Origin of the sequence: Mesorhizobium sp. M9A.F.Ca.ET.002.03.1.2 (assembly GCF_003952365.1) — a bacterium.
GTDB lineage: Bacteria > Pseudomonadota > Alphaproteobacteria > Rhizobiales > Rhizobiaceae > Mesorhizobium.
Window position 1 is genome coordinate 1281234 of record NZ_CP034443.1, and the last position, 18810, is coordinate 1300043.

At 64.2% G+C, this 18810-nt stretch carries 19 protein-coding genes; 5 read left to right on the forward strand and 14 right to left on the reverse strand.

Annotated features, from left to right (window positions below):
* Position 1 precedes the first annotated feature (1 nt).
* The 4 genes from sdhA to EJ066_RS06425 all read right to left on the reverse strand — a co-directional run bounded on the left by sdhA (position 2) and on the right by EJ066_RS06425 (position 3318).
* The gene (gene sdhA, locus EJ066_RS06410; protein ID WP_126035946.1) at positions 2-1840 is read right to left on the reverse strand and encodes a succinate dehydrogenase flavoprotein subunit; all 1839 of its coding nucleotides are present in this window, start codon (positions 1838-1840) and stop codon (positions 2-4) included.
* A gap of 4 nt (positions 1841-1844) precedes the next feature.
* On the reverse strand, positions 1845-2240 hold the full coding sequence (gene sdhD / locus EJ066_RS06415; protein WP_126035948.1) for a succinate dehydrogenase, hydrophobic membrane anchor protein: 396 nt from the start codon (positions 2238-2240) through the stop codon (positions 1845-1847).
* A 1-nt stretch (position 2241) separates the two neighbouring features.
* Entirely contained in the window at positions 2242-2661 is a 420-nt protein-coding gene (gene sdhC / locus EJ066_RS06420; RefSeq protein ID WP_126035950.1) for a succinate dehydrogenase, cytochrome b556 subunit, read from the reverse strand.
* Positions 2662-2955: 294 nt separating this feature from the next.
* Positions 2956-3318, reverse strand: coding sequence for a hypothetical protein (locus EJ066_RS06425; protein ID WP_126035952.1), 363 nt, complete (start codon positions 3316-3318; stop codon positions 2956-2958).
* A 243-nt stretch (positions 3319-3561) separates the two neighbouring features.
* Here EJ066_RS06425 and EJ066_RS06430 point away from each other — a divergent pair, with 243 nt between their 5' ends.
* Positions 3562-3930 carry a hypothetical protein gene (locus tag EJ066_RS06430; RefSeq protein WP_126035954.1) on the forward strand — a complete coding sequence of 123 codons (369 nt, stop codon included), beginning with the start codon at positions 3562-3564 and terminating at the stop codon, positions 3928-3930.
* On the opposite strand, the gene EJ066_RS06435 is transcribed toward EJ066_RS06430, so the two are convergent.
* Positions 3914-5131, reverse strand: a complete 1218-nt coding sequence (locus EJ066_RS06435) for a GGDEF domain-containing protein (protein WP_126035956.1) — start codon at positions 5129-5131, stop codon at positions 3914-3916. The genes EJ066_RS06430 and EJ066_RS06435 overlap by 17 nt on opposite strands.
* Positions 5132-5207: 76 nt before the next feature.
* Complete coding sequence (locus tag EJ066_RS06440) at positions 5208-6404, reverse strand: GGDEF domain-containing protein (RefSeq protein ID WP_126035958.1); 1197 nt, start codon at positions 6402-6404, stop codon at positions 5208-5210.
* A gap of 162 nt (positions 6405-6566) precedes the next feature.
* Between EJ066_RS06440 and EJ066_RS06445 the strand changes: the two genes are divergently transcribed.
* Entirely contained in the window at positions 6567-6878 is a 312-nt protein-coding gene (locus EJ066_RS06445) for a hypothetical protein (protein WP_126035960.1), read from the forward strand.
* A gap of 77 nt (positions 6879-6955) precedes the next feature.
* Here the strand turns inward: EJ066_RS06445 and leuC are convergent, their stop codons facing one another.
* The 5 genes from leuC to rplS form a co-directional block, all read right to left on the reverse strand.
* Complete coding sequence (leuC, locus tag EJ066_RS06450) at positions 6956-8365, reverse strand: 3-isopropylmalate dehydratase large subunit (RefSeq protein WP_126035962.1); 1410 nt, start codon at positions 8363-8365, stop codon at positions 6956-6958.
* 283 nt (positions 8366-8648) lie between these two features.
* Complete coding sequence (locus EJ066_RS06460; protein ID WP_126035964.1) at positions 8649-9284, reverse strand: class I SAM-dependent methyltransferase; 636 nt, start codon at positions 9282-9284, stop codon at positions 8649-8651.
* A 60-nt stretch (positions 9285-9344) separates the two neighbouring features.
* Positions 9345-10160 carry an amino acid ABC transporter permease gene (locus tag EJ066_RS06465; protein WP_126035967.1) on the reverse strand — a complete coding sequence of 272 codons (816 nt, stop codon included), beginning with the start codon at positions 10158-10160 and terminating at the stop codon, positions 9345-9347.
* Between the two features lie 269 nt (positions 10161-10429).
* Entirely contained in the window at positions 10430-11227 is a 798-nt protein-coding gene (locus tag EJ066_RS06475) for a transporter substrate-binding domain-containing protein (protein ID WP_126035971.1), read from the reverse strand.
* A gap of 274 nt (positions 11228-11501) precedes the next feature.
* Positions 11502-12041, reverse strand: a complete 540-nt coding sequence (gene rplS / locus EJ066_RS06480) for a 50S ribosomal protein L19 (protein WP_126035973.1) — start codon at positions 12039-12041, stop codon at positions 11502-11504.
* A 334-nt stretch (positions 12042-12375) separates the two neighbouring features.
* Here rplS and EJ066_RS06485 point away from each other — a divergent pair, with 334 nt between their 5' ends.
* Positions 12376-13128 carry a sulfite exporter TauE/SafE family protein gene (locus EJ066_RS06485; protein ID WP_126035975.1) on the forward strand — a complete coding sequence of 251 codons (753 nt, stop codon included), beginning with the start codon at positions 12376-12378 and terminating at the stop codon, positions 13126-13128.
* On the opposite strand, the gene trmD is transcribed toward EJ066_RS06485, so the two are convergent.
* Together trmD and rimM are read right to left on the reverse strand one after the other, a co-directional pair.
* Positions 13110-13808: a tRNA (guanosine(37)-N1)-methyltransferase TrmD gene (gene trmD, locus EJ066_RS06490; protein ID WP_126035977.1), complete on the reverse strand. Its 699-nt coding sequence runs from the start codon at positions 13806-13808 to the stop codon at positions 13110-13112. The two genes, EJ066_RS06485 and trmD, sit on opposite strands and share 19 nt — an antisense overlap.
* Positions 13805-14404, reverse strand: a complete 600-nt coding sequence (gene rimM / locus EJ066_RS06495) for a ribosome maturation factor RimM (protein ID WP_126035979.1) — start codon at positions 14402-14404, stop codon at positions 13805-13807. Before rimM ends, trmD begins: the two co-directional genes overlap by 4 nt.
* Positions 14405-14535: 131 nt before the next feature.
* Between rimM and EJ066_RS06500 the strand changes: the two genes are divergently transcribed.
* On the forward strand, positions 14536-15474 hold the full coding sequence (locus tag EJ066_RS06500; protein WP_126035981.1) for a tyrosine recombinase XerC: 939 nt from the start codon (positions 14536-14538) through the stop codon (positions 15472-15474).
* Positions 15475-15597: 123 nt separating this feature from the next.
* On the forward strand, positions 15598-16665 hold the full coding sequence (locus tag EJ066_RS06505; protein ID WP_126035983.1) for a TraB/GumN family protein: 1068 nt from the start codon (positions 15598-15600) through the stop codon (positions 16663-16665).
* A 734-nt stretch (positions 16666-17399) separates the two neighbouring features.
* Here the strand turns inward: EJ066_RS06505 and lpdA are convergent.
* The gene (gene lpdA / locus EJ066_RS06515; RefSeq protein WP_126035985.1) at positions 17400-18806 is read right to left on the reverse strand and encodes a dihydrolipoyl dehydrogenase; all 1407 of its coding nucleotides are present in this window, start codon (positions 18804-18806) and stop codon (positions 17400-17402) included.
* Positions 18807-18810: the final 4 nt, after the last annotated feature.

Here is an 18810-nt window from a genome sequence, read left to right on the forward strand (position 1 = left end):
GTCAATACACCCTGGCCTTTGGCGCGATCTTGGCCGGGTTGATGCCGCCGTCTGCTTCCTTGAGCAGCGGCTCGGTATGCACCGGCCGGTAGGTCAGCGTCACCTCGCCGGCCTCGCTGAGGCGGGCCAGCGTATGCTTGCGCCAGGTCGCGTCGTCGCGTGCCGAAAAGTCCTCCCGCGCATGCGCGCCGCGGCTCTCCTTGCGCGCCTCGGCGCCGTGGACGGTGGTGATGGCGTTGGCCATCAGGTTTTCCAGCTCCAGCGTCTCGACCAGGTCGGAGTTCCAGATCATCGAGCGGTCGAACACTTTGACATCCTTGAGCTCGCCCCATATCTGCGAAACGCGCTTGCAGCCGCTTTCCAGCGATTCCTGGGTGCGGAACACCGCCGCATCGTCCTGCATCGCCTTCTGCATCTTCTCACGCAGCACAGCGGTCGGCGTCGAGCCGTTGGCATGACGCAGCCGGTCGAAGCGATCCATGATCTTTTCGACCGAGGCTTCGTTGGGCGACGCGATCGCGGCGTTGCGGTCGATCACCTGGCCGGCCCTGATCGCCGCCGCGCGGCCGAACACCACCAGATCGATCAGCGAGTTCGAGCCCAGCCGGTTGGCGCCATGGACGGAGGCGCAGCCGGCTTCGCCGACCGCCATCAGCCCGGGCGACACCTGGTCCGGGTTCAAGGCGGTCGGGTTGAGCACCTCGCCCCAGTAATTGGTCGGCACGCCGCCCATATTGTAGTGGACCGTCGGCAGCACCGGGATCGGCTCCTTGGTCAGGTCGACGCCGGCGAAGATTTTTGCCGACTCTGAAATCCCCGGCAGCCTTTCGTGCAAAACGGCCGGATCAAGGTGGTCGAGGTGGAGAAAAATGTGGTCCTTCTTCGGCCCGACGCCACGGCCTTCGCGGATTTCCAGCGTCATGCAGCGCGAAACCACGTCGCGCGAGGCAAGGTCCTTGGCCGATGGCGCGTAGCGCTCCATGAAACGCTCGCCCTCGGAATTGACGAGATAGCCGCCCTCGCCGCGCGCGCCTTCGGTGATCAGGCAGCCGGCGCCGTAGATGCCGGTCGGGTGGAACTGCACGAACTCCATGTCCTGCAGCGCCAGCCCGGCACGAGCGGCCATGCCGCCCCCGTCGCCGGTGCAGGTGTGCGCCGAGGTCGCCGAGAAATAGGCGCGGCCATAGCCGCCGGTCGCCAGCACCACCATCTTGGCCGAAAAACGATGGATGGTGCCGTCGTCGAGGTTCCAGGCGACGACGCCGGTGCAGGTTCCGTCCGGCTCCATGATCAGGTCGAGCGCAAAATACTCGATGAAGAACTGCGCATTATGCTTCAGCGACTGGCCGTAGAGCGTGTGCAGCATGGCGTGGCCGGTGCGGTCGGCGGCGGCACAGGTGCGCTGCACCGGCGGCCCCTCGCCGAAATTCATCATCATGCCGCCGAACGGCCGCTGATAGATTTTCCCGTCCTCGGTGCGGCTGAAGGGAACGCCGTAATGCTCAAGCTCGTAGACCGCCGCCGGCGCCTCGCGCACCATGTACTCTTGCGCGTCGGTGTCACCGAGCCAATCCGAACCCTTGACCGTGTCGAAGAGATGCCACTGCCAGTTGTCGGGGCCCATATTGGCGAGCGAGGCGGCAATGCCGCCCTGCGCCGCCACCGTATGCGAGCGCGTCGGGAAAACCTTGGTGATGCAGGCGGTGCGCAGGCCCTGTTCGGCCATGCCGAGCGTGGCGCGCAGGCCGGCGCCGCCAGCGCCGACGACCACCACGTCGAATTTGTGGTCGACATAGGTGTAGGCGGAAGCCGTGTTGGCGTTTTTCGCGTCCTTGGCCAAAACGTCAGCCTCCAAATGCCAGTTTGAGCAGGGCGAAGATCGAGGCAACGCCGACCACTACGGAAAAGAATGTGTTGAGGGCGAGCAACGCCAGCCTCGCACCCTCGCTATGCACATAGTCCTCGATGATCGCCTGCATGCCGAGCCGCATGTGGTAAAGCCCGGACAAGAGCACCAGCGCCAGCACCACAGCCACGAACGGGTTGGCAAGTGCGGCGCGCACCTCCGCATAGCCGGCGCCGTTGAGCGCAATCAGGAAGCCGACGAAGAACAGGATCAGCGGGATGTTGGCGATTGCCGTCAGGCGCTGGCGCCAGAAATGCTCCGTGCCCTCGCGGGCCGAGCCGAGGCCGCGGACCTTCGCCAGCGGCGTGCGCATGTCGGTCTTGTTGGCGCTCATGTCAGGCTCCCCGCGCCATGTAGCCGGCGATCCAGATCAGCAGCGTCAGCACAATCGAGCCGGCCAGCGTCGCCCAGGCGATCCTCGAGGCGGTGTTCTTTTCAAGGCCTGCCCCGGTGTCCCAGATTAGATGGCGCACACCGCCGAGCATATGGTGCATCAGCGCCCAGGTGTAGCCGAACAGCACCAGCCGCCCCAGCCACGAGCCGAAGGCCCAGTTGACGGCATCGAAGGTGACCTCGGAGCTCGCTGCCGCCATCAGCCACAGGGCGACCAGCAGCGTGCCGAAATAGAGCGCCCCACCGGTGATGCGATGGATGATCGACATCGTCATCGTGATCGGCGGTCGATAGACGGTCAGATGCGGCGAAAGCGGCCGTTCACGTCTGGCAAATTCGCGGGTGGCTGGTGATTTGCTCATGGCTCCCCCAGTTCGGCGTCTCTGGAGCCCCAGGTGGAAATGCGGCGTGACCGCTTCCGGATGCGACTTCGGACAGCCGGTTTCTAATGCTCTTTTTGCACCGCGTCAAAGCCAGAAAACCGTTTTGGAAACGTAATTTAGTCTGAATAAAGAGACGCTTCGAGCTTCAATCGATTAGGGGTCGGCTCAAAGCCGGCGCATCGTCGCTGCAGTGCGGGATATCAGCCTGGCCCGGGCCTTATGTGTTGAGCTTTCAGGTCTGGCCGGCCTCACCTGAATATCGACACACCCAAATTAGCGGGTGCAGGTCAGCGGCGTCTTCCCACCCTTCATCACCAGCGCGTCGCGGCCGTCGATCACGATTGCGTCATGCGCCTCGCCGAAGCGACTGTTCTGATTGGCGGGCGAAGCCGGCAGATCCTGGCTGACGCCGTCGGGACCAAGCACGCGCACGGACGTGCCGAGATTTTCGATGGTCATCCTGCCGCCATCGGCGCAATTGTAGGTCGCGGTGCGCGGCTGCGGTGCCGTCAAATCGGTCGTGGCGGCCGCGGCCGTATTTCCGGCCTTCGGCGCGTTGGTCTGCGACACGCAGGCAGCCGTGATCAGCAATGGCAAAAGGGCAAGCGTCACCCGAAACGTCCGGCGTAACGCCATAAGCAGTCTCCCTGTGCATTAATCCAGCCGCAGTGTTTGCCAAGTTCACCCGACGCCGCGCTCGACCCCCGGCCGCGATGGTGCGGGCAAGCATGGCCGAATGATGGCCACGGCCTTCCGGGGCGACGGATATTAACCATGTTTGCCGAGACCTGGCGACCTGCAAGGCAAGCCTCTTAACAAAGGTTAAGAAAAGGTTAATTTCTGATTCGACGAGGTTCGCCTCTGACAATGGAGGACGCCATGCGTTCGAATTCAGGCAGATCGCGCCTCCCGGCGCTCATATTGGCGGCGCTCGTCCTGGTGGCGGCGGTCATCGGCTTGGCGGCACCGGCACGCACCGGGACACGCGACCGCGTCTACGCCGATTCCTTCGGCAATCTCGTCATAGAGAGCGCCGCCGGCTACAAGCGCATTCTCGTCGGCGAGGGCAAATTGGCCAAGGAATTGTCCGACTACGTCGGCGCCGACCAACCCAAAATCATCTATGAAAACGAAACGGACGATGTCAGCGGCCGCGACTGCTACAGGCCACCGGTTTTCGTAAAGGGCCGCAGCTATATGTACGGCCTTTCCGACGGCGAGATGCCCGAACTCAGCCCCTGCCGCTGATTCGATCCGGCAATGCCACTCCCGCCTGCCCCACGGTGATCGACCCCATGGAGATGCGCACGCGATCGCGTCCGCTGCCCTTAGCCTGGTAGAGCGCCTCGTCCGCACGCCGCATCAGATCGGCGAAACCTTCGGCCGGGTGAAGCTCGGCAACGCCGAAGCTGGCGGTACAACGATGCTCCGCCGGCAGACAGTCTATCGGCAAGGCTCCGAAAGCGCTGCGCGCGCCTTCGGCGAAGAGCCGCGCTGCGGCGAGGTTGGTTCCCGGCAGGATGATGGCGAACTCCTCACCGCCGATGCGGCCGGCGACGTGATGGTCGGCGGCCGCATCACGCAGGAAGCCGGCAAAGGTCTCGATGACCCGGTCGCCGGATGCGTGGCCGAAACTGTCGTTGATGCTCTTGAAATGATCGAGGTCGGCGATGACCAGGGCGACCGGAATACCCTTGCGCACGGCGTCAAGCATCGCGAGCTCGGCGTGACGTTCGAAGCCGCCTCGGTTGAGCAGCCTTGATAGCGTGTCCGTCTCCGACTTCGACGTCGCCTCGGCGAGCACGTCACGGACCAGGATGATCAGCATAAGAAGCGCGATTGCCATGCCGAAGACAGTGCCGAGCGATTGCGACACCAGAGCGTAGTTGCTCTGCAGGTAGGCCTGCGGATTGACGCCCCAGCCACCCAACGCATGGGCGATGAACGGCTTGCTCACGAACTGCAGGGCGCTGGCCGCCAGAACGGCCATCAGCAGATGGTCGAGCCGGTCGCGTCTTTGCCTGGACGACCAGACGATGGCGACGCCGACGAACTGCATGGCGGCATAGGGAAGCTGGTAGGCCATCATCCGGGCAAGCGACTCGCGCGGCAGATCCTGCACGAAATACACGGCCGCGCTGGCCGCAAACAGAAAGACGAGCATCGGCGCCCAGGGCGGCGCCACACCGTATTTATGGGCAAGCCCGCCATTGAAGGCGACGGTGGCGCCGAGGAAAACGGCGAAGCCCGCGACGACCGCGGGCCGCGCATTGTCGAAGACCGGAATGGCGAACTCGATGGCGAAATAGACCATTCCGAGCAGATAGGCGATGACCAGCCAGCGAGCCGACACGCGCCCCACATCGTAGAACGAGACAGTCATGAACGCTGCCGCCAGCAGGCCGGCGACGAGCAGGTTGATTGCCAGGATGAATTCTGCGCCGCCCATGTGGTTTTCGCACTCCTTGCGACAACAAATCACGGACGGGCGAAAAAGACGTTAACGTGAGCTCACGCGTGGAAGGTCAGCCGGCTTTGAACGGTCCCAGAACGAACACCGTTTCCGACCGTTCGTAGGACAGGTGCACGCTGTCGCGGCCGTTCCTTTTGGCTCTGTAAAGAGCATCGTCGGCGCGGCGCATCAGCGGCTCCAGCCCCTCCTCGCCGGTGCGGCCCGCCACGCCGAAGCTCGCCGTCACCCTTGTGCCCGGTGGAAGCCCGTCGACGCTGCCCGCCGAATAGAGCGTGCGGATGGCTTCGGCAAACAGCCTTGCCGCCCCAAGGTCGCTCAGCGGCAAAAGCACGGCGAACTCCTCTCCACCAATGCGCCCGGCAACGCCGCTGGTGCCGGCAGCCGATCGAAGCTTGGCGGCGAAGTCGGCGATCACGCGATCGCCCGCCGCATGCCCGTGCAGATCGTTGAGCGCCTTGAAATGATCGAGGTCGGCGAGCACCAGCGCGACGGGTAGCTTGGCTGTGGCACAGTGCTGCAGGAGAAGCGTGGCGCGCTCCTCGAAGCCGCGGCGATTGAGCAGGCCCGACAGCGGATCGGTATACGCCTCGGCCTTCAGCGCTTTCATCACGTCGAGTGCAGCCGCGCAGAACAGGCAAAGCGCGATGAGCAACGACAGCAGCGCATGCGACAGCAACGCCGTCGTCCAGTAGGAGGAGGCATAGAACCCGTCATAGCTTTGATACGGCCCGTGCGCGATGACGACGACGAGCGTACGCACGAAGAAGTTCAGCCCGGAAAGCAGCGACAGCACGAACAGGATCATTTCCGTCGGACCTCTGTCGCGCACCACGCGCAGTTCGGCTGCGACAACCAGGCTGAGGCCGCCGAAAGCGAAATTCATCACCAGGACACGCCAGGTGAGATCGGGCCGGATGAACATGAACCAGCAGAAAGCGGCCAGGCCGCCGCCCGCCAGAACGCCGATCGCAACAAGGGGCACGCGCCGCCCATAACGCGCCACGATCGCGCCGGCGAGACCACAGGCGGCGATGGTGAAGCATATGACGGACAGCAGCTTGGTCGGCGCCATGCCGATGGGCAGGGTGAAATGCTGCAACAGGAAACCGGCCGCCGAAAGCCAGTAGCTGGTGGCCAGCACGGCCAGATAGGGGCGGTGACGTTGATAGAACCAAAGCACGAGAAACACCGCGCCGAGCGCAAGCGCGATCGTCGGGTTGAGCAACCCTATCAGCAGACCGGTGTCCAAGGACCGTGACCCCACGCTTCCGTCAAGGAAGACCCTTAGGCCGGAAGCCCAAACAAGCGGTTAAGCAAAGTCGAATATGCGGAATATCGCCGTTAAAACTGCTGCACGGAACTTGAAACCGCGGCCGGCGTTTTCCAGCAGCAATCGATGGGAGACGCTTTCATGGCCGATACGATCATGCTGACCGATCATGAGGCAATTCGCTCATGGGCCGCGGCGCGTGCTGGATTTCCGGCAATCGTCGACGTGTCGCCTGAAACGGGAACGCAAGCCTTGCTGAGGCTGGTCTTCGGCCAGCACGCCTATCAGGACCAGGACCAGGCCGAACGCCCGGCCAACGCCGGCGGCTACGAACTGGTCGAGTGGGACGAGTGGTTCAAGCTCTTCGACGAACGCCAGCTGGCGCTGGTGGTCGCTGCGGAGCAACCCGGCCGGCGTGAGCAATTCCATGAGTTCGTAAGGCGCCCGGCGTGAAGAAAGCCCGAACCGCATCGCGGTTCGGGCTCTGGCATGCACTCATATACGCATATACGGACTGTGACAGCTCCGGGTTACTTCCATTCACGGATATCGACGAAGTGGCCGGCGATCGCCGCTGCCGCCGCCATGGCCGGCGACACCAGATGGGTGCGGCCCTTGAAGCCTTGCCGGCCCTCGAAATTGCGGTTCGAGGTGGAGGCGCAACGCTCGTGCGGCTTCAGGCGGTCGTCGTTCATGGCAAGGCACATCGAGCAGCCCGGCTCGCGCCAGTCGAAGCCGGCCGCGACAAAGATCTTGTCGAGACCTTCGGCCTCCGCCTGCTCCTTGACCAGACCGGAACCCGGCACGATCATCGCATCGACATGCGGGCTGACTCGTCTGCCCTCGACCACCTTGGCGACGGCGCGCAGATCCTCGATGCGGCCGTTGGTGCAGGAGCCGATGAAGACGCGGTCGAGCGCGATATCGGTGATCTTGGTGCCCGGCGTCAGGCCCATATAGTCGAGCGCGCGCTGCTTGGACGTGCGCTTATTCTCATCAGTGATATCGTCTGGGTTCGGCACGATGCCCTGGACCGAGACGACGTCCTCGGGCGAGGAACCCCAGGAGACGATCGGCGGCAATTTCGCCGCGTCGAGCACGACCACCTTGTCGAAATGCGCGCCTTCGTCGGACTGCAGCGTCTTCCAATAGGCAAGTGCTGCATCCCACGCCTCGCCCTTGGGAGCGCGCGGCTTTCCCTTGACATAGGCGAAGGTCGTCTCGTCGGGCGCGATCAGGCCGGCGCGGGCGCCGCCCTCGATCGACATGTTGCAGATGGTCATGCGGCCTTCCATGGACAGCGCGCGGATCGCTTCGCCGGCATACTCGATGACGTAGCCGGTGCCGCCGGCGGTGCCGATCTCGCCGATGATCGCCAAAATGATGTCCTTGGCCGTGACGCCTTCCGGCAGCGCGCCATCGACGCGCACCAGCATGTTCTTGGCCTTGCGCTGGATCAGCGTCTGCGTGGCCAGCACATGCTCGACTTCCGAGGTGCCGATGCCATGCGCCAGTGCGCCGAAAGCGCCGTGCGTCGAGGTGTGACTGTCGCCACAGACGATGGTCATGCCGGGCAGCGTAAAACCCTGCTCCGGACCTATGATGTGGACGATGCCCTGCCGGACATCGTTCTCCGAATAATATTCGACGCCGAAATCCTTGGCGTTCTTGGCCAGCGCCTCGACCTGGATGCGGCTTTCCTCGTTCTTGATGCCGAACTTGCGCTCAGGCGAGGTCGACACATTGTGGTCGACCACGGCCAGCGTCTTTTCCGGATGACGGACTTTTCTGCCGCTCATGCGCAGGCCTTCGAAGGCTTGCGGACTGGTCACCTCATGGACGAGGTGACGGTCGATGTAGAGCAGACAGGTGCCGTCGTCCTGGCGGTCGACGACATGGTCGTCGAATATCTTGTCGTAGAGGGTGCGCGGTGCGCTCATGTGCGTAAATCCGTCGATATGAAATGGGAAGACAAGCGCCGGCTAGCCGGCGAACACCTAGCGAAGTCGGCTGGTCAAAGCGCCGGAAACGCGCGCGGAGAATCGCGACGGCAGGCGTTTTCTGTCCTGCAGCACGAAACCCTTGTAGGCCGGATCGCCAAAAAGCTCTTCCATGGCGTGGCTCATACCAATGTTTTGGCTTTTCGGCAATTGGCGGCTGCCTTCGCAGAACCTGCGTTCCTCGCCCCCGCTGAGCGGGGAGAGGAACTGCCGCCAGGCTTACTCAAAGCACCTCAAACACGAACGTCTTCACCAGCGCCTCGGGCTCGGCGATCGCATAGCAGCGGAACCACGGGCTTTCCTCGACCGGTCGCCATTTTTGCGCCTGCGCCAGATCATTGAACACGGCCCGGAACCCGCCGCGCTCGAACACCTGGTCGCGAACGGTGAAGATGGCGTGGCCACCCTTCTTGGTGATGCGCACCAGCTCATGCAGGCCGGAAGCCGGCGCATGGCTGACGGTGAACACGCCGGTCGAGAAGAAGGCGCGGAAATGCCCGTCCGGCCAGGGCAGCGGTCCGCCGAGCATCGCCCGTTTCAGCTCGCCATAGGCCTGCCGGCTGCCGGCAATCTTCAGCATGTCGTCCGACAGGTCGAGACCGGCAATGTCGGGATAGCCAAGGGCTTTCAGCGACGGCCCCGACAGGCCGGTGCCGCAGCCGGCGTCGAGCAGCGGCCCTTCGCCCGCCGGCACATGGCGCGCCACCCAGGCGGCGATGAGGAACGGCAGGAGATAACCGAGCGATGCGGTTTCGCTGTCGTAGGTCGCAGCCCATGCGGCATAGGCCTGCGCCAGCGCTTCGGGCGTATCGGCCGTGTAGACGGACTCCAGCGCCGCGTTGGCTTTGTCGACGATCATCGGACCTGTCCTTCGAAAACGAGCTGTACCGATGATCGTAGCGCCGTCTTCGCCCAAAAACTATTCCTCATGCTGGCGGCGCAGCCGCTTCTCCAGAGCCCGCAAAGCCAGCGACAGGCCGACCGTCAGGATGAGATAGATATAGGCGACGATCGAATAGGTCTCGAAGAAGCGGAACGAGCCGGCGGCGTAGATCTTGCCCATCTGGGTGATGTCGGCGACGCCGAGCACCGAGACCAAAGAGGAATCCTTGACCATGGCGACGAAATCGTTGCCGAGCGGCGGTAGGATGGTGCGGATCGCCTGCGGAAACACGATCAGCCGGAAGCGCTGTACGCGCGTCAGCCCCAGCGCCTTTGCCGCCTCGATCTGGCCCTTCTCGACCGCCTGGATGCCGGCGCGGAAGACCTCCGAGATGAAGGCCGAGTAGCCGATGGTCAGCGCCATGATGGCGCGCCACAGCAGCGACACGTCGCGCACCAAAAGCTCGCCGAAGAACCCCGCGCCTTGCAACGGCGCGGTCAGCGCGTTCCACGCCGCGACGAAGGCCGGCGCGCCGGCAAAGGCGATCCAGAATAGCAGCACCAGGATCGGCACGCCGCGGATGATCTCGACATAGAAGCGGGCGATCTGGCGCGGCCAGCGTGACCCCGACAGCCCCATCAAGGCGATGCCGAGCCCGATGGCCGAGGCCAGCGAGAAGGCGACGACTGTGACGAAGACGGTGATGCCGATGCCCTTGGCGACGGTCGCGAAAACCTGGGCATAGAGGTCGCTTGCGGCGATGTAGATAGCGGCTGCCACGGCGAGCGCCGCAGCCACGGCAAGCCACCAGGGGAAGTCGGGTTTGGAGGTGGAGGATGCGGTCGTTGCCATCAGGCGACGCCTACAAAGCACATATCGCGGAGACGGCGCTCTACGTCGCCCCCCTCTGTCCTGCCGGACATCTCCCCCGCGAGGGGGGAGATCGCTTGTTGCGACTGCTTCCGCCAATCTGCAACGTTGAAAAGGGAGCGCCTTCGTAAGAACCGCCAATCTCCCCCCAAGTGGGGGAGATGTCCGGCAGGACAGAGGGGGGTGGGAAGAAACGAAGCCTGTGCGAATTTCTGCCCGTACCCATCGCGCATCACTCGCACCAAGACGAACTACTGCCCCATCTTGTAATCAAGGAACCACTTCTTGTTGAGCGCGTCGAGCGTGCCGTCGGCCTTCAGTGCGGCGATCGCCGCGTTGACCGGCTTCACCAGGTCCGAGCCCTTGGGGAAGATGAAGCCGAAATCCTCGGTGCCGAGCGGCCCGCCGATCAGCTTCAGCCCGCCATTGGAGGCGTCGACATAGCCCTTGCCGGCGGTGCCGTCGGTCAGAACGACATCGACGTCGCCCGCCTTCAGCGCCTGCACCGTCGCGCCAAACGTCTCGAACAGTTTGATGCGCGGGTTCTGCTCGTTGCCGTCGAGCACGCTGTAAACGGCGGTGTAGAAGGGCGTGGTGCCGGCCTGCGCCCCGACCAACCCGTCCTTGAAGGCGCCGAAGGTCTTGGCGTCGGTAAAGCGGCTTTCGTCGCCACGCACCAGCATGAACTGTTCCGAACGCATATAGGGGTCGGAGAAATCGACCTTCTGCTTGCGGTCGTCCTTGATGGTGATGCCGGTCATGCCGATGTTGTACTGGTTGTCGGAAACCGCCTGGATCATCGCGTCCCAGGAGGTGTTCTGGTACTCGACCTGGAAATTCAGCCGCTTGGCGATCTCGTTCATCGCGTCATATTCCCAGCCGATCTGTTTTCCCGTCTTGGCGTCGATGAACTGCAGCGGCGGATAGGCGTTTTCCGTCACCACCACCACCTTTTTGCCGCCGAGGTCGGGCAGCGTCTGCGCCAGGGCAGCGACTGGCGCAAGAATAAGCGCGAACAGGCTGGCCAACAGCAGTTTCGATTTGGTCATGGTACACCCCGATAACTTGAGCGACCTCGACATGGTCGAGGCTTGCAGGAAACTCCGGCGCCGACTTTAGCTTTCCGCAAGCGGCTTGCAAGCCGGTCCGATGCGCTGCTTTGCGCGAAAGCGGATTCCCATGCCTGGACCGGTCGATTACGGAGCGATTCGTGCCTGCCGCGGATCAGTCACGGTCGGCAAATCGAAGCCCCGAAGGTCTTCTCCCCGGGAAAGAAAAAAGGCGGCCGAAGCCGCCTTTCCGAAGCATGGTTTTGGAAAAATCTTATTCGGCGACAGCCGTTTCCGCAGCCTTGGCGGCCTCGTCGGCGGCCTTCTTCTCGGCGGCGTCCTGCGCGGCCTTCTCGGCAGCGAGCGCCTGGGCGGCGGCCACCTTCTCGGCCTCGATGCGGGCCTTCTCGGCGTTCAGCGCATTGCGCTCGTCGTCGTTCAGCTTGCGGGCGCGCACGCCGGTGTTTTCCGAAATACGGGCCGATTTGCCGCGGCGATCGCGCAGGTAGTAGAGCTTGGCGCGACGCACCTTGCCACGGCGCACGATCTCGACGCCCTCGACCATCGGCGAAAAGACCGGGAACACGCGCTCCACGCCTTCGCCGTAGGAAATCTTGCGAACCGTGAAATTCTCCTGGAAGCCGGCCCCGGCGCGGGCGATGACGACGCCCTCATAGGCCTGGACGCGGGTGCGGGTGCCTTCGGTCACGCGGACCTGGACGCGCACGGTATCGCCGGGCTGGAATTCGGGAAGCTTGCGCTTGGCTTCGATCTTGGCGGCTTGTTCGGCCTCGAGCTGACGGAGGATATCCATCTTAAAATCCACTTCTTGTTCTTCCGACAGTCAGAGCGTCCGACACTCGCCTCGCAGTCCATGGACCGCTCGGCTATGCCTTTTGTTCTGGAACATCTGGGTTCGAGAACATCGGGCAGGGGCGACTACACCGTCATTGTTGACGGGTCCGGCAGATTGTCCTTGCCAGTACGGGCGGGCACATACAGCTATTTCGATGCTTTGTCACGCCTTTGCCGCGTTCTTTTTTGGTCGTTGGCCAGCGTTGCGATCTTCCGGCATAGGGGTTGCGTCGAGCGCCCAAGCTTTCTAAGGCGGGTAAAACGCGACTTTTCCTCCGGCGGCAATACCCCTCATGTCAGTTCTCGACGCGGCCCTGCTCTTTGTCGCGGGCTTTCTCTCAGGTGCCGTCAACGCGATAGCCGGCGGCGGCACGTTCATAACCTTCGGCGCCATGTCGCTGGTCGGCTTGCCACCGATCGTCGCCAACGCCACATCGTCGGTGACGCAGTTTCCCGGCTACATCACCTCGACGCTCGCCTACTGGGCCGATATCAAGCATTTCTGGCGCGGCGCATTGCTGCTCAGCCTCATATCGGCTTTCGGTGCACTGGCTGGTGCGCTCATCCTTTTGGCGCTCGACAATCCGTCGTTCCGGGTCCTGGTGCCATGGCTGCTGCTGGCGGCAACCGCGCTGTTCGCCGCCGGGCCGTGGCTGAGGCCGGCGCCCAAGCCGGGGCATGAGGCTGCGGTGGGTTCGCTGACCGGCTCCCTGGCGCAGTTTGCCACCGCCGTCTATGGCGGCTTCTTCGGCGCCGGCATGGGCGTCATGATGCTGGCGACGCTCGGCCTCACCCAGGCCGGCGACTATCACCGCCTGAACGCGCTGAAGAACATGCTGGCCGTGGTCATCGCCTCGATAGCCATCCTGGTCTTCGTTTCCGGCGGCGTCATCGCCTGGCCGCAGGCAATCATCATGATACCGGGCGGGGCGCTCGGCGGTTATGCCGGCGTCTGGATCGCCAAGCGCGTGCCGCAAATTGCCGTACGCGGCTTCGTCGTCGGGGTCGGCGTGTTCCTGGCCTTTTACTATTTCACCAGGGGGTGAGCGGCTAACAGGTCCGGCCGTCTTTCCCTGGTCAGCCTTTCCGCTTCGCCGCGCCGCCATGCGGCGATCTTCTTGTGATTGCCCGAGGTGAGAATCTCGGGGATTTGCCGGCCCTCGAATTCCTGCGGCCGCGTGTAGTGCGGATGTTCGAGCAGGCCATTTTCAAAGCTCTCTTCGTCACCCGACACCGCATTGCCCATCACGCCGGGCAGCAGCCGCACCACGGCATCGAGCAGCACGAGCGCTGCCGGTTCGCCGCCGGAGAGGATGAAGTCGCCGACCGAGACCTCCTCGAGCCCCCGCGCCTCGATGACCCGCTGGTCGACGCCTTCGAAGCGCCCGCAGACGATCACCGCGCCAGGTCCAGCGGCGAGTTCGCGCACGCGGGCCTGTGTCAACGGCCTGCCGCGCGGGCTCATGAGCAAGCGCGGGCGCGGATCGCCTGCCGGCGAAGCATGGTCGATGGCGTTCGCCAGCACGTCGGCGCGCATCACCATGCCGGCGCCGCCGCCGGCCGGCGTGTCGTCGACGGTGCGGTGGCGGTCGCCGGCGAAATCGCGGATCTGGATTGCTTCCAGCGACCATGTGCCCGATGCCAGCGCTCGGCCGGCCAGCGACAGGCCAAGCGCGCCGGGAAACATCTCCGGATAGAGCGTCAGCACCGAGGCGGAAAAACTCACCGGTTGCCCCCGGCGTCCTTTGGCCCGCGCGGTCTGCCCTTCGGGTCGAAGCCATCGCGGCCGGGAGCCTCGCTGTCCTCGTCGTCGATCAAGCCCGCCGCCGCCGGATCGACGCGGAGGAAGCCTTCGGCAATCGATACGTCAGGCACGGCGGCTTGCGTGAACGGGATCAGCACGCCTTTGCGCTCGCCAAGCGTCACGTCGAGGATGTCGCCGCCGCCGAAATTATGCACGGCGACGACCTTGCCGATATCGGCACCGGTGTCGTCCCGGACCGCCAGCCCGACGAGATCGGCATGGTAGAATTCATCCTCTTCGCCATCGTCCGGAAGCGTCGAGCGGTCGACGAACAATTCCGTGCCGGCGAGCGCCTCGGCGGCGTTGCGGTCGCTGATGCCCTTGAAGCGCACCACGACGACGGTGTTGGCCGGCCTGATGTCGACGATCTGGAAAGCGCGGCCATCCCTGGCGTAGAGCGGCCCGTAGTCGGCCAGCGCCAGGGGATCGCCGGTGAAGGTTTTCACGCGCAATTCGCCCTTGATGCCGTGGGCGGCGCCGATCACGGCCATCTGGACGGGGTTTTGCGGTTTGGTCATCGGTGGAAAAATCCTTTGCCTTGCTCTAGCTCCACCCGCTTGTCATTTCAATGACGCGCTCTTCACCGCTTCCTAACCCGGCTGCCCGAAGATGACCCGGAATAGGAAGAACGGAATACCGGAAGAGCCCAATGCAGGAATTCCTCATCCCGGCCAAACCAGACCTTCAGGCGGCGCGCGAAAGCTGGCTGAAGATGCTGGCGCGCGAACGCCGGCTGTCGCCGGAAACTGTGGAAGCCTATGAGCGCGACACGCGCCAGTTCCTGCACTTCCTGACCGGCCATTGCGGCGGCTCGCCCGGCATTTCGGACATCGCCGACCTGCGCCCCGCCGATCTGCGCGGCTTTCTCGCCACCCGCCGCGCCGGGGGCGCCGGCGCCCGCACGCTCGGGCGGGGGCTGGCTGGCATCCGCTCGCTGCTGAGCTTTCTGGAGCGGCGCGGCCTCGTCAATGCGGCGGGTGCTGCGGCACTGCGCGCGCCACGGCAGCCGAAGTCGCTGCCCAAGCCGCTGACGGCAAGCGATGCGAAACGTGTCGTTTCGGTAGAAGGCCAGCTGGCGGAGGAGCCGTGGATCGCCGCCCGAAACGCCGCAGTGCTGACGCTGCTCTATGGCTCGGGCCTGCGCATTTCCGAGGCGCTCGGCCTGTCCGGCGCCGATCTGTCGGCGCCTAGCGATAAGGTGCTGCGCGTTACCGGCAAGGGCGGCAAGACGCGGCTGGTGCCGGTGCTGCCGGTGGCGCTGCGGGCGATCGCCGAATACCGCCGGCTCTGCCCCTGGCATCTCGATCCAAAAGGCCTGTTGTTTCGCGGCGCCCGTGGCGGCCCGCTCAACCCGGCCATCGTCCAGCGCGACATGGCGAAACTGCGCTCGGCGCTCAACCTGCCCGATACCGCCACGCCGCATGCCTTGCGCCATTCCTTCGCCACGCATCTGCTTGGACGGGGCGGCGACCTGCGCACCATCCAGGAATTGCTGGGCCACGCCAGCCTGTCGACGACGCAGATCTACACCGGCGTCGACACTGCGAGGCTGCTCGAAATTTATCAGTCGGCGCACCCGAGAGCATGACCGGCCGCATCATCCCGAGGCTGCGGACATTCGGACGGGGTCATGCGCAATGAAGCCTCATCCGAGACAATTTTGCCGCACCGGTTAACCGTTTTGCCGTCCTTTGTATCTAGAAAGCGAGCCATGAAACGCGTCATCACCATCGCCGACCGCGCGGCCCTTGCGTCGCTGAAGCTGCTCGTGGCGCTCAACGTCCTGTTTTTTCTCTCTTTCCTCATCATCGCGCTGCTCGCCGCCGGCAAGGCGCGCGCCGAAATCCCGGACTGTGCCGGCACCGACATGCTGTCGGCCTTGCAGAAGAACGACCCAGCGGCTTATCGCAAGATCGAGACCGAAGCGGCTGCGACACCGAACGGCAAAGGCCTGTTGTGGAAACTGGAAAAGGCTGGTGAAAGACCATCCTTCCTGTTCGGCACCATGCACATGACCGACCCGCGCGTGACCACGCTGCCGCCCGCCGCGCAAAGGGCCTTTGACGCTGCCGACACCGTCGTCATCGAGACCACGGAAGTGCTCGATCAGCAGAAGATGATGGCGGCGCTTTTCAAAGAGCCGGAGCTGATGATGTTCACCGACAGCACGACGCTGTCCTCGCTGCTGTCGCCGGCCGACGCGGCGGTGGTGAACAAGGCGCTCGACGCGCGCGGCATCCCGCTGGCGAGCGTTGCCAAGATGAAGCCGTGGATGCTGTCGGCCATGGTGGCGCTCCCGGCTTGCGAACTGGCCCGGAGGGCCGGCGGCGCGCCAGTGCTCGACATCAAGCTCGCGGAGGACGCCAAGGCCTCAGGCAAGGTTGTCGAGGGGTTGGAGACCATCGCCGACCAGCTTCGCGCCATGGCCTCGCTGCCGCTCGCCTTTCACATGAAGGGTCTCGTCGACACACTGAAGCTCGGCGACAGGATGAACGACGTCAACGAAACCATGATCGTGCTTTATCAGCGCGGCGACACCGGCATGCTCTGGCCGCTGTTCCGTGCCGCCCTTCCAGGCGAGGAAGACGATCCGGCGGACTATGCCGCCTTCGAGGAAACCATGATCACCAGCCGCAACAAGGTGATGGTGGATCATGCCGGGCCGATCCTCGCCAAGGGCAACGCGTTCATGGCGGTAGGCGCCCTGCACCTTCTGGGTGCGGAAGGCCTGGTCGAGGATTTCCGCAAGGCCGGCTACACCGTCACTGCCGTCGACTGAGTTGCACGGTTGAGTTGCGAGCCCTACAAGGAGGTGTGATTCCGGTCGATGCCGTCCCGAATCACGGCGCGAGGGCAGCGGCCTCGTCGCGATGCAGGAAGATCGAAAAGGCTATTTTGGCTCGTTCGCTGCCAGGTTTGCGAGGAAAATGCGTGCAAACAAACGATCCCAGCCGCGAATTGCCCTGTTTTCGGCGTTTTCGATCCCTAACGTGAAACCTGTTCAACGATTGCGCGTTGATTGGTGTTGATTGATACTTTTCATCCACGGAGGACACTTTTATGGCGAATCCAAACGACCCGTTCACCACTCCGACACCCCCTCCCAAGTCGGGTGGCGGCGGCAGCGGCTGGCTGATTGCCCTGGTTGTCGTTATCCTGGCCATTGTCGCTTACTATATTTTTGGCAGAAGCGGTGAAGCGCCTGCGCCTGCCGAACCGCCGGCCGCCAGCACACCGGCCCCGGCGCCCGCTGAACCGGCGCCTGCACCGGCCCCGGCAGAGCCTGCGCCAGCCCCGGCACCTGCAGAGCCCGCGCCTGCGCCTGCCGAACCTGCTCCGGCACCCGCACCGGCAGAGCCTGCCCCGGCACCTGCAGAGCCGGCGCCTGCACCAGCGCCCACAGAACCAGCACCCGCACCAGCCCCGGCGCAGTGATCGGCTGCTGATTTCAAAATACGAACGGCCCGCTGAAGAGCGGGCCGTTTGCTTTAAGGTCTGCGATATGCCGCTGAATTACATATGGATCGGCTTGAAGAAGGTCGCCAGTGCCGCTTCCTTCACCGCTTCCGACATCGTCGGGTGGGCGTGGCAGGTGCGGGCAAGATCTTCCGACGAGCCGCCGAACTCCATCAGCACCGCCGCCTCGTGGATCATCTCGCCGGCGCCAAAGCCGACAATGTGGACGCCGAGCACCCGGTCGCTCTGCTTGTCCGCCAGGATCTTCACGAAGCCGTCGGTATGCAGCATGGCGCGCGCCCGGCCATTGGCGCTGAACGGAAACTTGCCGGCCTTGTAGTCGATGCCGGCCGCCTTCAGCTCTTCCTCGGTCTTGCCGACCGAGGCGATTTCCGGAGTGGTGTAGACGACGCTCGGGATCACCTCGTAGTTCACATGCCCGGCCTGGCCGGCGATGGTCTCGGCCACCGCCACGCCCTCGTCCTCGGCCTTGTGGGCGAGCATCGGCCCGGCGATGACGTCGCCGATGGCGTAGATGCCGGGTACATTGGTCTTGAGGTGGCCGTCCGTCTTGACCCGGCCGCGCTCGTCGACCTCGACGCCGGCCTCCTTCAGCCCAAGACTGTCCGAATAGGCCCGGCGGCCCGTCGCGATCAGCACCGCGTCCGCCTCGATCGTCTCGGCCGCGCCGCCCTTGACCGGCTCGAAGGTTACGGTGGCACCCTTCTTGGCCTTGGCGACGCCGGTCACCTTGGCGCCGAGCCTGAATTCGAACCCTTGCTTGGACAGCATGCGCTGGAACTGTTTGGCGACCTCGCCGTCCATGCCGCCCAGGATAGTGTCGAGGAACTCGACCACGGTCACCTTGGCGCCGAGCCGCGCCCATACCGAGCCGAGTTCCAGCCCGATGACGCCGCCGCCGACCACCACCAGGTGGCCCGGCACCTTGTCCAGCGACAACGCGCCGGTCGAGGACGCGATCACCTTCTCGTCGATGTCGACCTTGACACCCGGAATGCCTGACACGTCGGAGCCGGTGGCGATGACGATGTTCTTGGTCTCGATCTCCTCGACCTTGCCTTCCTCGCCGGTCACCGACACCTTGCCGGCGGACAGGACCTTGCCGGTGCCGCGAAACGAGTCGATCTTGTTCTTCTTGAACAGGAAGGCGACGCCGTTGACGTTGGACGCCACCGTCGCGTCCTTGTGCGCCATCATCTTCTTCAGGTTCAGCTTCGGCGTGCCGATCTCGACGCCCAGCGTGTCCAAGGAATGGCCGGCCTCGGCGAACATTTCGGAGGCATGCAGCAGCGCCTTGGACGGGATGCAGCCGATATTGAGGCAGGTGCCGCCGAAGGTCGGGTTCTTCTCGATCACCGCCGTCTTCAGGCCGAGCTGTGCCGCCTTGATGGCGCAGACATAGCCGCCTGGTCCCGATCCGATGATAACGACGTCATAAGCCATGATA